This is a genomic window from Clostridium senegalense, assembly GCF_018916625.1.
GTDB lineage: Bacteria > Bacillota > Clostridia > Clostridiales > Clostridiaceae > Clostridium_J > Clostridium_J senegalense.
In genome coordinates, this window is record NZ_JAHLNC010000010.1 from 53,482 (window position 1) to 69,926 (window position 16,445).

17 protein-coding genes are annotated in these 16,445 nt (G+C 26.9%); 2 read left to right on the forward strand and 15 right to left on the reverse strand.

The features are described from left to right. Nucleotides 1-181 precede the first annotated feature (181 nt). Nucleotides 182-376, forward strand: a complete 195-nt coding sequence (locus tag KQI36_RS15160) for a DUF4177 domain-containing protein (RefSeq protein ID WP_216451630.1) — start codon at nt 182-184, stop codon at nt 374-376. Nucleotides 377-521: 145 nt separating this feature from the next. On the opposite strand, the gene KQI36_RS15165 is transcribed toward KQI36_RS15160, so the two are convergent. From KQI36_RS15165 to KQI36_RS15235, 15 genes are all read right to left on the reverse strand, one after another. Then, nucleotides 522-1,769 carry a sensor histidine kinase gene (locus KQI36_RS15165; RefSeq protein WP_199870159.1) on the reverse strand — a complete coding sequence of 416 codons (1,248 nt, stop codon included), beginning with the start codon at nt 1,767-1,769 and terminating at the stop codon, nt 522-524. Further along, nucleotides 1,762-2,442 (reverse strand): response regulator transcription factor, encoded by a 681-nt coding sequence (locus tag KQI36_RS15170; RefSeq protein WP_199870158.1) that lies wholly within the window; start codon nt 2,440-2,442, stop codon nt 1,762-1,764. The genes KQI36_RS15165 and KQI36_RS15170 overlap by 8 nt, the downstream gene beginning before the upstream one ends. Continuing rightward, nucleotides 2,435-2,974: a UBA domain-containing protein gene (locus tag KQI36_RS15175; protein WP_216451631.1), complete on the reverse strand. Its 540-nt coding sequence runs from the start codon at nt 2,972-2,974 to the stop codon at nt 2,435-2,437. The genes KQI36_RS15170 and KQI36_RS15175 overlap by 8 nt, the downstream gene beginning before the upstream one ends. 307 nt (nt 2,975-3,281) lie before the next feature. After that, a complete protein-coding gene (locus tag KQI36_RS15180) occupies nt 3,282-3,839 on the reverse strand; it encodes a UBA domain-containing protein (protein ID WP_199870157.1) in 558 nt (185 codons plus the stop codon). Between the two features lie 132 nt (nt 3,840-3,971). Then, nucleotides 3,972-5,123, reverse strand: a complete 1,152-nt coding sequence (locus KQI36_RS15185; protein WP_216451632.1) for a hypothetical protein — start codon at nt 5,121-5,123, stop codon at nt 3,972-3,974. Between the two features lie 382 nt (nt 5,124-5,505). Further along, nucleotides 5,506-6,720 (reverse strand): hypothetical protein, encoded by a 1,215-nt coding sequence (locus KQI36_RS15190; RefSeq protein ID WP_216451633.1) that lies wholly within the window; start codon nt 6,718-6,720, stop codon nt 5,506-5,508. Nucleotides 6,721-6,731: 11 nt separating this feature from the next. Further along, a complete protein-coding gene (locus tag KQI36_RS15195) occupies nt 6,732-7,337 on the reverse strand; it encodes a hypothetical protein (RefSeq protein WP_216451634.1) in 606 nt (201 codons plus the stop codon). Between the two features lie 97 nt (nt 7,338-7,434). Continuing rightward, the gene (locus KQI36_RS15200; protein WP_216451635.1) at nt 7,435-8,292 is read right to left on the reverse strand and encodes an ABC transporter ATP-binding protein; all 858 of its coding nucleotides are present in this window, start codon (nt 8,290-8,292) and stop codon (nt 7,435-7,437) included. 74 nt (nt 8,293-8,366) lie between these two features. After that, complete coding sequence (locus KQI36_RS15205) at nt 8,367-9,527, reverse strand: M56 family metallopeptidase (RefSeq protein ID WP_199870152.1); 1,161 nt, start codon at nt 9,525-9,527, stop codon at nt 8,367-8,369. Nucleotides 9,528-9,531: 4 nt separating this feature from the next. Continuing rightward, complete coding sequence (locus tag KQI36_RS15210) at nt 9,532-9,897, reverse strand: BlaI/MecI/CopY family transcriptional regulator (RefSeq protein ID WP_199870151.1); 366 nt, start codon at nt 9,895-9,897, stop codon at nt 9,532-9,534. A 265-nt stretch (nt 9,898-10,162) separates the two neighbouring features. Next, nucleotides 10,163-11,413 carry an MFS transporter gene (locus tag KQI36_RS15215; RefSeq protein ID WP_216451636.1) on the reverse strand — a complete coding sequence of 417 codons (1,251 nt, stop codon included), beginning with the start codon at nt 11,411-11,413 and terminating at the stop codon, nt 10,163-10,165. A gap of 5 nt (nt 11,414-11,418) precedes the next feature. Then, nucleotides 11,419-12,204 carry an ABC transporter ATP-binding protein gene (locus KQI36_RS15220; protein WP_216451637.1) on the reverse strand — a complete coding sequence of 262 codons (786 nt, stop codon included), beginning with the start codon at nt 12,202-12,204 and terminating at the stop codon, nt 11,419-11,421. A gap of 2 nt (nt 12,205-12,206) precedes the next feature. Next, nucleotides 12,207-13,214 carry a FecCD family ABC transporter permease gene (locus KQI36_RS15225; protein WP_216451638.1) on the reverse strand — a complete coding sequence of 336 codons (1,008 nt, stop codon included), beginning with the start codon at nt 13,212-13,214 and terminating at the stop codon, nt 12,207-12,209. Beyond that, on the reverse strand, nt 13,214-14,206 hold the full coding sequence (locus tag KQI36_RS15230) for a FecCD family ABC transporter permease (protein WP_216451639.1): 993 nt from the start codon (nt 14,204-14,206) through the stop codon (nt 13,214-13,216). Before KQI36_RS15230 ends, KQI36_RS15225 begins: the two co-directional genes overlap by 1 nt. Next, nucleotides 14,193-15,143 (reverse strand): iron-hydroxamate ABC transporter substrate-binding protein, encoded by a 951-nt coding sequence (locus KQI36_RS15235; protein WP_216451640.1) that lies wholly within the window; start codon nt 15,141-15,143, stop codon nt 14,193-14,195. Before KQI36_RS15235 ends, KQI36_RS15230 begins: the two co-directional genes overlap by 14 nt. A gap of 214 nt (nt 15,144-15,357) precedes the next feature. Here KQI36_RS15235 and KQI36_RS15240 point away from each other — a divergent pair, with 214 nt between their 5' ends. Further along, nucleotides 15,358-16,362, forward strand: coding sequence for a helix-turn-helix domain-containing protein (locus tag KQI36_RS15240; protein WP_216451641.1), 1,005 nt, complete (start codon nt 15,358-15,360; stop codon nt 16,360-16,362). The last annotated feature ends 83 nt before the right edge of the window (nt 16,363-16,445 follow it).

The following is a 16,445-nucleotide window of genomic DNA, read 5'->3' on the forward strand; positions in this document are numbered from 1 at the left end:
ATAGCTGTATTCTCATTTAATTTATTACTTAAATATAATATATAATATTCTCTAAAAGATAATACATTTTTAACATATACATGTAAATATTTCTTTAATTGTATACATTTAATATAATTCGATGTTATAATTATTCTGTAAATATATTGTAATGAATGACAATTAAAGGGGAGGCACAATAATGTACGAATATAAAGTTTTTAAATGGAGATTTGATTTAAATAGTGCAGAAGATTTGGAAAAAACTTTAAATGATTATGGTAAAGAAGGTTGGAAAGTATTTAATATCATATCTAATATAAAAGGAAACGGTGGAGTATTATTTGCTTCTGTAGATGGTAATGAAGCAACAATTATTCTTGAAAAAAGTAACTAACATTATTTTTAATAATTTTAAGGGAAGTCAACTAGACTTCCCTTAAAATTATTAAAAATATCAATTATATTAAAACATAATTTTTTAAAACTAACTGTTTAGTTTCAACTATAGCTCTTTACTTCTAATTTTTTAATATATTTTACTATCTTTTAGGTAAAAATACAGTTATTCTTGTACCTATCTCTTTTCTGCTTAAAACGCTAAAGTATCCTTTGTGACTATCAATAATCCATTTAGCAATTGAAAGACCTAGCCCTGTACCACCTTTTCTAACTCTTGCAGTATCAGCTCTAAAAAACCGTTCAAATATGTGTAACACATCATTTTCATCCATCCCTATTCCATTATCTTGAATAGAAAAATACGGTTCATCTTTATTATTTTTTCCCGTTTTTAATATTATATCTTCGCCTTTATCTGTATACTTTGCTGCATTTTCTATTAATATCCTAGCTGTTTGTTTAAGTAATGATATATCACCATAAACACTTACATTATATGAATATATATATTCATATGCATGTTCTTTATCTATCATCTTAGATTCTTCTAAAACCTCTTTCATCATATCATTAAGTGAAAATTCTATTATATTAAGCTGTGTTTTACCGTTAATACCTCTTGCTAAAAATAATAGCTGCTCTATTAAGTTTTTCATATTTTCCGATTCACTTTTTATAGCTACAATAGATTCTTCTAATACTTCTTCATCATCTTTACCCCAACGATCTAACATATTAGCATACCCTTGAATTACAGATATAGGAGTTCTAAGTTCATGAGATGCATCTGAAACAAATCGTGCTTGTTGCCTATAAGAATCCCTCATTCTATCTAATAAATTATTGATTGCTTCTTCTAAACCTTGAAGTTCACTATCGCCAATATGAATTCTTTCATCAGATATAGTAGGACTTATCTTAGATATAGCATCCTCAAGACTATGAAATTTTTGCTCATCAAAAGCCATATCACTAAGTCTACTAGCAGCTTCTGCTATTTCATTAAGTGGTTTTAAAATCCTTCTATTTTTTGCAGTACCAAATATCATTTGTGTTAATAACATAATTCCTTCTACAATTCCAATAGTACTAATTACTCTTATAAGAAGGTTTAAAAAAGTACTAGCCTCTTTTATCATGACTTTTCCATTATCCCAAATAACTTTATAAGTTGCTGTTTCTATAGGATAAAATTCAAATGACCTTTGAGCATTTCTTACAATCTCTCCATAAAAATTAATTTCATTTTCAATGCACCAAACTCCAATAAATCCAGCGATTATACATATATCAATAATAAGAAACTTTAAAAATAAATTTCTTACAAAAACAGAGTTTAATTTTATTGCAATAGATATAACATTTTTTGTCTTATTTTTTCTACTCATCTTTAATTACGTATCCCACACCGCGAACTGTAGTTATTATTTTAATGTTAAAAGCATCATCTATTTTTGTTCTCAAAAATCTTATATAAACATCAATAACATTAGTTTCTCCAAGATAATCATAACCACATAACTTTTCCATAAGTATATTTCTAGTTAACACTATATTCTTGTTTTCCAATAATATTTGTAATAAATTAAACTCTCTATTGGTTAGTTCTATCTCATTTTCACCATACATTACTTTATGTCTCATTTTATCTAATGATAGTAGACCACACCTTATTATATCTTCATCCTTTTTCACTGTTACTATTCTTTTTTTAAGTGCTGTTCTTATCCTCGCAAGTAATTCTTCTATTGCAAATGGTTTAGTTATATAATCATCTGCTCCTGCATCAAGTCCTGATACCTTATCCATAACTGCATCCCTTGCAGTAAGCATTATAATGGGAATATCAGAAGTTCTTCTAATCCTTCTTAATACTTCAAGACCATTTATTTCTGGAAGCATTATATCAAGGAGAATTAAATCCACTTCACCTTTTTCTGCAATTTCAAGACCTGTTCTGCCATTATTAGCTTTTATTACCTCATAACCTTCGTGTCTTAACTCAAGCTCAATAAACCTTGATAATTTCTCTTCATCTTCAACTATTAAAATCTTAACCATTTCTATCCGCCTTTTTAAATTTTTCTTTTATAATTTTTACATTATCTGAAATATTCTTCAATATCCTATTAGCTTTATCTGCATTAATAGTTTTTGAATATATATATAACTCTATGTCTAAAAATAATAAAATAGTTGTTAAAGGTATAATCATCCAAAAAGCAAAAAATAAAAGAATAATAATTACAGTAAGTGGTATCTTTAAAAATATCCTATCTTTCTTTTTTATTTGTAAAAAAATATTATTGCATGTATCTATACACTTACATATAGCTTCAAAAATTCCTTGAAAATTATTATTTGATTCATATCTATTTTCTTTGTTTTTCTTATTCTCTTCCTTTTTTTCACTATACCTTGTTTCATTAGTATAAAATATATTTACAGAAGGTCTTTTTACCCTTCCCTTCTCTTCCAAATATAATAATGCATCTAAAATATCCCAACCACTATTTTCTAAAGCTATTTTAGCTTCTTCATAGCTTACATTTGTTTTTTCCCTCAATTTATCTATTAATTTAAGTTTATCCATAAATAACCTCCATATCTATGGCACAAATACAATTGTTTATTATAGGGTTCCAAATTAAATTTTCAACTTATTCATTTATCAAATTATAAAACTGAAATTAATATTTTATCAATAACTAACAGATTATTTTAGTTAAAAGTTAAGAGTGAACAGTTACTGATAACAAAAATTTGATGTATAAATTTAAGTTAGAGATTGTTTCCCTATATAATTATATCCTTAGATATTAAATTATACCATTTAATTTTATATAATCCTAAAAATAAAGAGACTTTGAAAATATTCAAAATCTCTTTACTATAATATATTATTTTGCATAACCTTTTTTAAAGTCATTTTTAATATTATCTGCTGACTCTGATGCTTTTTCAAAAACATTATTTACACCATTATAATTATTATGAGCACCAGACAATGAATATTTATATCCACAGAACAATCCGATTAGTAATAATATTATAGTTGGTACAGATAAGAATATTAGTAAAAGTATTGATATTGTTAATGATATTCTTATTGGTTTTTCATTTTCTTTTTTTACCTCAAAACAGTTCTCATTTCCTTTTTTTATAAATTTACTTATAAACTTAAACACTCTACCAACAACCTCTCCAATTCCACCATATCTTTCTTCATGTTTTTTTCTATTTTTCTTTTTATCTTCTCTGTTCTCTTCTTGCTCTTCTTCCTTAACTTCAATTATTGTAGCATTTTCAATTGTATTGCTTTTTATTTTTCCGTTTTTCTCTAAATATATAATAGAATCTATAACATCCCAGTTACATTTTTCTAATGCTTCTATCGCCTCTTCACGAGTTACATTAGCCTTTTTAATTATAATTTCAATCATTTCGTTTTTTTCCATTTGACTTACCTCCGTGTATTTATTAATCATTCATCATGGTTATATAATACGTTTAGAAGATTAATCTAAAATATAAGAAAGATTAAAATTAGATTAAAAATTAAAATTAATTATAATTTAGTAGTTTTGTTACTACTTTAACTTACTTGATAGCTTCATATTTGATATAGCCATTGTAGAAATAGTTGATATTATAAAAACTAACAAAGATATCAAAATGACTAATACATAAGTAGGTATAACTTTACCTGCTATATTGTAAATCTCAGGGTGAATATAATACTTATTAAAATTAATCATATGGTACGGTAAGAATGCCTTAAGATAATGATTAATCTCAAAATTATTTTTAGGTAGCATAGTCATTATTGCACAAAAAAATGTTACAAATAATGCTCCTGATAAAATCTGATCTACTATACTTGTAAATAGAAGTGTTGTAGATACCATAATTAACATTGCCATAAATCCTATTGTTACATTCAATAAATACTGCTGTAAGTATGTTAAATTGTAAGGACAAAACAAATAACTTACACTACTTTGAATAGGTAAACTAGCCCCTTTAAATCCAAGTATTAATAGTTTTGAAAGTGAAAAAATTAATACAGCTGTAATATAAATCATAGCACCTACTTCAAATCCTGTTATTATTTTAATTTTAGCTAAAGTTTTCTTTCCATGTTTAGTTGCAATGTACAGTTGTCTCATTCTCGTCTTTGGGTCCTTTGCAAATACAGGTAAAATAATAAATGGTATAACAACTATAACAACTGTAACGAAGTCTACCATATCATTATTTAAGTTCTTCCACCCCTCTGCATATCCTAGTCTTAAAGGTGTATTAAGTTTTTCACCCTCGGAAGCTAACTTATCTATATCTTCTATATAACCTGCTCCACCTATATTCTTTTTTACATTTACTATTCTCTGATTGTAAAAATTTTTTATATCATCACTTGTAAGTTCTTCTATTTTTTTTTCATAATTCGAAGCAACAAGTATAAATAAATTTGAATTGTATAAATACTTACTTTTATCTTTGCTCTCTACAACATCTTTTATAGCCTTTTCATCTAATAATATTTTATGTTTATCTAGTTTTGATTCTTTTAAATTATCTTTACTAGACATTATAATATTTCCTTGTGAATCGTATACATTGTAATTATTTAGAGACATTATACTACTAAAGATAGAAAACATTAAAATAGCTGCAGAGAGTATAAGAAAGTTTCTCAAGCTTAATATTCTTTTTCTTTCAACTCTTATAATTTCTTTCATTTAATTTAACCACCTAATTTTTATTTTTAATATGCTGTTACTATAGGGTTCCAAGTTAAGTTTTAAAGTTATTCATTTACCAAATAAGAAAACTCAAATTAATATTTTATCAATAACTAACAGATTATTTTAGTTAAAAGTTAAGATTGAATAGTTAACAGTTATGGTTATTACTACTCACTTAGTTCCTAGTAATTCTCAATGTACCTTTTTATAAATTAGCAAAGCAAATTATATTGATATATTTTTTAAAATCATTTTCAGAAAGTGGTTGCTACTTTCATCCTAAATTATTAACTCTTATGTTTTAACTATAGTTGTATTTATTTTTCTCAACGTATAACAAAGATTTAATTTAAGCTTGTCTCTATATATGAATCAGTTAATTTAACTTATATCTCTTATACTGCCTTATTGTTAAAATTCTAATTACTAACATGTAAATAAATGCTATAGCTATAAATGCTAATGAATATGGTATCATTATATTTCCTATAAAATAACAAATATCAAACTCTTTAAAAAAACTAATATGTTTAGCGAAATAAATAGGATTAAGTTGTAATTGTAATGGATTAGTTGTATTCGCTAATTTTAGAAGTACCCATATACTAAATACAGATATAAACGTTGTTAATTTTGAATATTTAACTTTCAATGATATTAGCATAATTAAATTTGCAACTATTAATACCCCTAATAATCCTTGTAAAATCATAATTACTATACCTGTACCTACACTTATATTATATAAACAAGTGAACCATATAGTTTGTATAGATGTACTCCATCCATGTAAAGAAGCTCCAACTCCAATTTCTATTAAAAGTGTTCCTATAAATATAGCGTAAATTACTACTGAAAATATATTTCCTGCTATGATTCTTGCATTCATATTTTTCTTTCTTCCAAACTTAGAAGATAGTGTAAGCTCATCTATTCCATTATTGCTATTCTTTGAAAATAATGAACTTAAAGCAAACCCTATTACTATAAGAACAAGATAGTATTGTGTTCCATATTGCCATACAAAATAACTTAATCCTCCATTATAATCCACCTTGAAAGGAATTTTTAATTTATTTATTTTTTCATTTATATTATTCATATGGTTATCTGTGTATTTAAACCAATTATCACGCTGATTGTATTCTTTTATAGTATCACTTACAGATTTTTTATACTGATTATAAAACTTTTTTTCCGATTTTATAAAGTCAAAGTCTAGTCCCTTGTTAAGATTAGACGCCTTCGAACCATAATTAGCAAAGTTTATAATTTGATTTGTATAATTATATTTTGTAGAATATGCTCCAAGCAATTCCCCAGCCTTTTGTTTTTCTTTACTTGAATTGAAATTTTTAACTAAATTATCTAAATACTCTTGATTCATTACTCCTTGTATATCTTTTGATTCATTTCTTATTGCTCTACAAGATTTTAACCCATTAACTTCTTTACCTTCACTAGTAATAGCCTCAGAATTAAATAAAATTATAAAGACATTAATTGTAGATATTATAACAAGTAATACTACAGATACTATGGTGAGTTGAGTCCATATCTTTTTAAATTCATATTTTACTAATTCTTTCATATTTTTAACACCTACTCTTTATAACTGTTTCCATGATGTATTACTTTCCATGGACTATCCTTTGACTCTCTTACTAAAATTAAATAACTATATACATCCTCTTTTTCTGTTTCATATTCTTCAATATATATATTTTCATTATCATAGCCACTAGCTACTCCTTTATCTTCATCATCGTAAATTGCATTCATTCTTGGATCCATACACTGTGATACATTATGTATATATACTGGCTTTTCAGGAATTTTTAATTCATTTTCAATATAATTATTAGCAATACGTGAAAGTTCTTCCATTTTCTCATAACTTTCATTGCTAAAATCAGGCATATTTTTACTTTGACCTGGTACATTAATACATGGCTCTCCAATAGATAATGTACCTTCAGGAGTCTCTTGAATACTTTCTTTTCTTGCCTTTCTTCTTCTTGAAAGATCCTTATCAATTGCTGTATCCTTTTGTTCTTCTGGAAGTCTATCTATAGCATCTCCATCTATATTATTTACATCATTACTTCGTGAGCTGCTTATACCAGTACTTCGCGAACTACAACCTACAGAAAATGTCAAACTCATTAATATAGCTCCAATTATCATTAAACTTTTTCTTCTTTTCATTTTAAATCCCCTCACTTTGTTAATTTTTTAACTAATATAGTTATTATAATGGTTTTAAAATATACTTACCTTTACATTTAAATTATTATAATTCTATCTAAAGGCATGTAGATACATAATAATCTTCTAAGCTTGGTTCTAATGGTTTACTTGTAACACCTTCATATTTCTCACCTACATATCTTACACGTATGTTTTGTTTTTCTTGTTTTCTGTGAATCACTTTTCTATCTTGGCTTATTTTATTAAATGTATCTTGATTAACGATAGTTTCCCAAACTTTTCCTCTTATTTTTTCTACTAAGTTATCAATATTATCAGCTTCTACTAATTCCCCACTTTTTATTATTATCAAATCATTTGCAATTGCTTCTATATCAGATAAAATATGCGTTGATAATATAACTATCTTATCTTTTGACATTGAACTTATTATATTTGAAAACCTTATCCTTTCTTTTGGATCAAGTCCTGCTGTTGGCTCATCCAGTATTAATATCTTAGGGTCATTAAGTATTGCTTGTGCTATACCTATCCTTCTTTTCATACCACCTGAAAAAGACTTCACTTTTTTATCTGCTACATGTTCTAAGTTTACAAATTTCAAAACCTCTAGAATTTTTTTATCTAACTCACATTTTGGAATACCTTTTAATGCACCCATATATTCTAAAAAATCCTTTGCTGTAAAACTTGGAAATACATTATAATCTTGTGGCATATAACCTATAATATCTCTATACTTTTCATCTAAATTTATTATATTCTCACCATCAAAGGTTATCTTTCCTTTAGTTTGAAAATCAACAGTAGTTAAAATTCTCATAAGAGTACTCTTACCTGCTCCATTTTCTCCAAGTAATCCATAAGTACCTGACTCCATTGTAATGTTTATATTTTTTAATGCTTCTTTGTTTCTATATGATTTATATAAATTTTCAATTTTTAATTCCATTTGCTCCTCCTTTATAGATACTAAATAACTATTTAAGCTATTTAGTATCTGTATTGTTTTAATATTATAATGAGCTATGAGCTTGGCAATAATGCATATGCTAATGAAAAATTCGATCCAATTGTTACACTGCTATATTTGCCAGTTTTAAAAAGGACTAGCCCTAACTGCTTTTCTTCTTGAGTTAAATTCTCATACTCCCTATCTTCATAAAGATTTATAGTATTTCCACAAAGATTTATAACGTTTCCATTATTCATAGATTCACTACTATATAATGAAGTTTCACCTGCTTGAACTACAATTGTATTATTAAATGAAATTACTGATAATGCTGAAATAAATAATAAAAATACTACAATGAAAGTTCCTTTTTTTCTCTTTTTACAACTTAACATTGACTCAACTCTACCTTTAATAATGTCAACCCCATTTGTATTGAACTGAGATGAAAACATTGTAGTTTTAAGAGTATTTCTATATCTTAATGTATTTACTAAGACAAACGCATATTCCTTTATTTCATCTTTGCTAAATCTTTTAATTACTTTTTCATCACAAGACAATTCACATTGCTCACCAAAGTATACTTTTAATATCTTAACTAATGGATTAAACCAATGTATAGCACTAGCAATCATTAAAATTAACTTTAACAAATTATCTTTTCTTTTAAAGTGAATTAATTCATGTCTAAATATCCACTTTAATTGTTCTTTGTCATAATCATTATTAGGTATTATTATTTTATTTTTTATAATACCTATCAAAGCAGGAGAAGAAAGTCCATCTACTTTAGATATATTAATATATCTTCTAATATTTAAAGCCTTCTTTTCTTCTTCTAAGATTTTAATTATCTCAGTATCAATAACTATGTGATTTATATTTTGTATTTTCTTATAGAATAAAATTTGTTTGCAAATATTTTTTATAACAATATATATAACTCCAAATAGCCAAATACAAAATATTATTTTAATGTAATTTACTATATTATTAGTTCCTGACTTTTTTATAGAATGTACACTTTCTAAAATAATATTATTTTCAAAAGGCAAATATATTCCTATACTTGATATAAAAAGCATTCTTATAGTTATCAAAATACAGATTATATAGTTTAACCTATGAGTATACTTACATAAAATTTTATTTTTTAATAAGGCTATCAATATAATTGGTATACTAATACATATACTTGTTTTTAAAAGTTCAAACATTAAATAGTTCATAGCATCACCTATTTTTTATCCACTCTTCTAAATCTTTAATATCTCCTTCTGATATATCCTTAGAATCATCCAGAGCTGATATAATACTTGATAAAGAGTTATTATGCATAAAACTAAAAAAATCTTTAGTTTCAAATTTTAAATACTCTTCTCTATTAATTAATGGTAAATAAAATGTTTGTCTACCCTCTTTTTCTTGCTTTAAAAATTCTTTTTCAACTAATCTACTAAGAGTCTTAGATGTAGTTCCTTTTGACCAATCATATTTTTCACTCATAAATTTTGTAATATCTACAGAAGCAACTCTACAAACTTCTTGAGCCCATATAAACTTCATAACCTGTAGCTCTGTTCTAGGAATCTTTTTCAACTTTAACACTCTCCTCTTTGCGACACTTGTCTACTTAATGTTTAAAATGTATTGCGACACTTGTCTACCTTGTATATTTAGTATAATACGGCATTTGTCTACTGTCAATATATTCATGTAATTAATTTTATTGTAATCTTCCTAAAACCTTTAAATCTTTTATATTTATTACTTAAATAAACATAAAATGACGATATTAAACTATTTAATATCGTCATGAGTCTTTAAAAGTATCTCCTACTTATCATCTATTCTTCATATAAATTTATTCTAAATTCCTAACATTCCACTTAATAAACAATATAAGTGCAACATTTAACATTGCTATTACTAGTAAAATTATTCCTATTGGCACTCCACTTTCTATAACTTGTCCAAATAATAATTGTCCTGGTGCAACACTTATTGTGGCTACTGCTGTTGAAAATGCTGATACACTCCCTAACATGTATACTGGTAATTCTTTTTGCATGAATGTTAAAGTTAATACATTTGATAATGTTAATGATAGCATTATTGCCATACCACCAATTGCAAAGATTCCTACGAAAATATAATTATTTGCTTTTATAAACCCTATGGTAGACATTAAAATTACACCTACTATCATAGGTAAATATGTATAATATAATTTTTTCATTGAAAACATTTTAGGTTTCATGCTTATTAAAAAGCCCCCAAATATCATACCTAACACACATACTCCTTCTACCATTCCATAAACCTTAGAAGAAAGTCCTAGTAATATGTTTATAAAATATGGTGTAATTATTGATATTATTGGTACTAAAAATATATTGCAAAAGGCATAAGAAACTATAATTCCTAATATGATTTTCTTTTCTTTTTTCAAGTAAATAAAAGTATTTTTCATATCTAAAAAAGATTGTTTTATAAATTCCATTGATAATAACTTATTATTTTTATTATATTGTATATCTTCATGTTTACATACATCTGGAATGTCTAGGAATAGCTCCATTATTGCTGATATAAAAAAACTTATTGCATTTATTATTACTATTATTTTTATACCTAATATTCCATAAAAAATCCCTGCAAATATTGGGCCTACAAAGTTTACAATTGATCCTACTTGATTTATTATTCCATTGGCTGAAGTAAGTTCATCTTTCTCTACTATTTGTGGAATTGAAGATACTGTAGCTGGCCCATATAATGTGGAGCAGACTGATAGCATAAACATAACTATAGCAACTATCAATTCATTATCTCTTCCACTTAGCAACACAAAAGCATAACATCCAATTATTGCAAAGCAAAAGAAATCTAAATATACCATTATCTTTTTTTTATTTACATTGTCTGAAAGCCTTCCTGCTATTGGTGCAAATAAAACATAAGGTATTGTTGATATTGCTAATATGTTAGCAAAAACAGCTGCACTACCTGTAAACTCTAGTAAATATAAAGACATACTAAACCTTTGAATGGCATTTCCAAATAGGGAAATAACCTGCCCAATCACTATTATTATAAAGTTTTTATTTTTCATCTACCCTACCTAAAAAGCTCATACTCCATGCATACTGGATACTGACCATTTTCACTTTCTTTAATATTAGCATTTATTCCATATATCTCTTTTAAAGTACTATTATTAATTACCTCTATAGGCTTTCCCTTACAAACAATTTTTCCTTTTTTAAGACCAATTATATTATCTGCAAATCTACAAGCATTATTAAGCTCATGAAGAACTATAACCACTGTTATGTTCTTTTCTTGGTTAAGCTTTTGAAGCACTTCTAGTACTTCTAACTGATATGACATATCTAAATAAGTTGTAGGCTCATCAAGCATTATAATCTCTGTTTCTTGAGCTAATGCCATAGCAATCCAAGCTCTTTGTCTTTGTCCACCAGATAAATTTTCAATCTCTCTATCTGCAAATTCACTAAGAACAGTTTCCTTTATTGCCCAATCAATTATGTCTTTATCATGGTTATTAAGGCCACCTATAATCTTTTGATGTGGAAACCTTCCATAAGCAACAAGTTCCCTTACTGTAAGTCCACTTGGGCAACTTGGTCCCTGTGGTAGAAAAGCAACTTCTTTAGCTATATCCTTTTCTTTTATGCTTTTTATATTTCTATTATTTATAAAAATATCACCGTTTTTAGGCTTATTAATTCTTGCTATAGTTTTAAGTAATGTTGATTTTCCACAACCATTTGCTCCAATAATTATGCTGATTTTTCCCTTAGGTATGTCCAAATTCATATTTTCAATTATAGTATTATTTTCATATGCCACTGATAAATTTTTTACGCTAATAGCTTCCATAATTATTTCTCCTTCATCATTAAATAAATAAAATATGGTACTCCAAATATTGATACTGTTATTCCCACTGGAATCTCAATTGGAGAGAATAAATTTCTTGAAACTGCATCTGCCAAAATTACTATTATTACACTTATCATTGCCGATATTACAAGAAAATTTTTATGATACGGTCCAACTAACTTTCTTGCCATATGTGGTGATATAAGCCCTAAAAATCCAATATTTCCTGCAAAGGCTGTTGCTGTTCCTGCCAATATAACTACATAACTTAAAAGCTTTTTTCTTTCCTTTTCTAAGTTTAAACCTAATGATATGGCAAGTTCATCAGAAAGATTTAATACATCTAACTTTTTATGATTTAATAAAACTAATATAAACATTATTGATACTATTGGAATAACTACTTTTGCATAGTTCCATCCAGAACCCCAAAGACTTCCTGATGTCCAAACTAATATTCTATTATAATCTCCAACTCCACCTCTAAATGTAATAAAAGTTATAAAAGCATTTAATCCTGCATTTAGTCCAATTCCTATTAACAAAAGTCTTTTTGGTCTTATCCCATTTCTACTAGACATCATATATATTACAAAAGCAGTAATTCCTGCTCCCAATATTGCCATAAATGGCAGAACAAATATTGAAAACTCTCCAAGTTCACTATAATAACTTCCAGTTTGATATGTAATAAATAATACTGCCACCACTGCTGCACCAGCATTTATACCTATTATTCCTGTATCTGCTAAATCGTTTTTAGTTATAGTTTGAAGAATTGCTCCTGCTGTTGATAATGCAATTGCCACAAAAACTCCAACTAAAATTCTTGGGAGTCTAATATCTAATATTGCTGTATTTTGGGCTCTTGTTCCATTGCCTAGAAATGTGTTTATAACATCTATAGCAGAAACTTTGTATGTACCCCAACATAATGTAACTACAAAGGATATAGACAATAAAACTATTAGAATACTCAAAACTACTTTAAATCGTTTTTTATCCATTATCCTCTCTCCTTTCTAGCTACTGAAATAAAAAATGGTACTCCTATCAGTACTGTAAATACTCCAATTGGTGTTTCATAAGGATTAAATAACATTCTTGCTGCAATGTCTGCATAAGTTAAAAGAACTGCTCCAAATAAAAATGAACATGGTATATTTCTTCTATAATCTTCTCCTAATAACTTTCTAACTATTTGTGGAACTATAAGACCAACAAATGCTATATTCTTACCAACTGCAACTGCTGCTGCAATCATTGGTATCACTACCATAAGAGTTTTAAATCTTATTTTTTGTGGATTTTGTCCAAGCCCAATGGCAACATCGTCTCCTAAATTTAATATATTTATTTTTGATGATAATAAAATTGCTATAACAAGTCCTATAATTGCAAATATAAATACTAATTTAAAATCTGCCCAAGTGGCATTTCTAAAACCTCCAGATACCCAAAAGGCTATCATTTGAGATTGATTTGTTAATAATCCAATTATTGTAGTTAAAGAAATGAAAAATGTACTCATAGCTGTTCCTGCTAAAAGTATCTTTGTAATAGAATTATTATTTGCCTTTTTTGATATAAATGCTAAAACTATAATTCCAGTTATAAGTGCTCCTATAAAAGAAGCTATCATTACATTTTTAGTGTTTATTGTAACTCCTACTGCATAAAAAATTGCTATTATTAAAGTTGCTCCTTGGCTCACCCCTAATATAGACGGTTCTGCTATTGGATTTCTTGTAACACCTTGAACCATTGCACCTGTTACTCCTAAAATTCCTCCTGTTAATAAAACAGAAAGTGCCCTTGGAATACGTACATCTCTAACTAACATAAGTTCTAAAGTTTTATTATAATTAAAAATGCTATTCCAAATATCCTTAAAAGTAATATGGACAGATCCTAGTTTTATAGCTAGAATCAGTCCCACTATTAGAAGTAACAAACTACAAAACACAAAAATTATTGTACGTTTATTACTTAGTTTCATTTAACATCTCACCTATTTCATCTACTAATATGTCTCTTCCAATTGAGCTGTACCCTTGATTAAAATAAGGTGATGCTTCTAATACAATAACATTACCATTCTTAACTGCAGGTAAACTGTTCCAAATTGCATTGCTTTCTAATTGTGCTAAATCTTCTTTTGTTGCCATTAAAAATATGTAATCAGCTTTAATTGATGCTAATCCTTCATAAGTTACAACTGGAAGGCTTATATCACCTTGCTTTGGCATTCCTTCTGGTTTGTTAAGACCCATATCTTCATATAACACGCTACCAAAACCAGCTCCATCAAATATAAAAAATTGTCCTCCACTTGCCAAAAATGAAAGGTATGTTTTATCTTCTCCAAATTCTCCTTTAACTTTATCGCCAGCCTTTTTAGCCTTAACTTCGTAATCTGCTAGCCATTTATCTGCTTTATCCTCTTTATTAAATACCTTTGAAAAAGATTTAAGATCTGCTTTCCAATCTAATGCATCTAATTGAATCATAACTGTTGGTGCAATTTTATTTAATTGGTCATACATTTTTTCTTGAACTGTTGATATAACTATTAAATCTGGTTCTAAATTCATAACTCCTTCTATATCCATAGTATCTTGCATGCTATATCCTAAAATCTCTGCACCTTTTAATGTATCCTCTAAATACGAAGGAAACTTAGTGTAATCATAAGCATCACTATTTGCAGTTCCTATAACTTTATAACCTAAAATTGATAAAATATCGCTATTACCACTTAAATCTACTATTTTTTCAGGATTTGCTGGTATTTCAACTTCTCCTCTTACATCTGTAACCGTTACAGTGCTTTTTGCTCCGTTCTCTTCTTTTACCTCTTTATTTGTTCCGCATCCCACTAAAAATATAGTCGTTATGCAGATAATTATTGTACTCTTTAAAAAACTTAAATTCATATTATTCCTCCTTAGTATTGCTTCCTATCTACTTTTTGTGTTACTATTTATCTGAACTTATTGTATATGAGTTTCATTCTCATTTCAATCCTTGCATCTAATTTAATAATTTTATCATCTATTCTAATAATTATTATTTAGATAGCAAAAGCTTATATTAAAAAATATTATGTCCAAAACTAAGCATAAGATTTATAAAAATGAGGTATATACTATGATTTGCAAAACAACAAAGGAATTTCAAGATAAAGTTTTAAATAAAATGACCTTTACACCCTATCCAAATGAAAACTACACAATATATAAAAATGAAAATAGACCTGAACTAGGATATTTTATTAAATATAGTAGAGATAAGTATTATGAATTTGGAATTGGAGACTATACAATTCCAGAAAGTTTTTCGCTTGTTTTTGACCATAATGAAGAAATATTAAGGTTTGGAACTGTTTATAGTGGCGAAACTAAATTTAAAATTGAAAATAATCCAGTATCTTCTTTTAGTCCATCCTCATTTTTTGTATCTGAAAAAAACATAAAAGGAAATCAACATTGGAAAAAAGGTCAACACTTTCATGGTGCAGAGATAACAATTTATAAAAAATACTTTGAAGAAATAATACATTCAAACTTTCCAGAATCTATAGTTTTTGATAAATTCATTAACAACTATACCTATAATTATCTACCTCTTGAAGTAGCTTCTATTATTCAAAAATTAAGAAGTTTAGCTGAATCTAATAAATTGACTTCATTATACTTAGAAAGCAAAATTTTAGAATCAATAGCGTTACTTTATAATGAGATATCTTCTTCACCTGAAAATGTTTTTACTAATCAGCTTAATTATGGAGATATTAAAATAGGGAATAATAGATCTATTACTCTAACTGCATCAGATATAAATGCAATCCAAAAAGCCCATGATATCTTAACAAAAGAAATATGTAATCCACCTACAATAAAAAGCCTAAGCAAAATGGTGTTTTTAAATGAACAAAAATTAAAGGCAGGATTCTCTGCAAAATATCATATGTCAATTAGACAATATACTAATTCACTTAGAATGACTACAGCAGAAAACTTGCTATGTACAACAGAATTAAGTATTGATGAAATATCTAAAATGGTTGGATATAATTATAGCGGAAACTTTGTAAAAATGTTTAAAAATGTACATGGAAAAACGCCTTTAGCATTTAGAAAAATGAAGTTATAGAATTTATATAAAAAACCATCTTGATGCTTAAAATTCAGTTTTAAACATCAAGATGGTTTTTACATTCTCTTAAATAGTATATT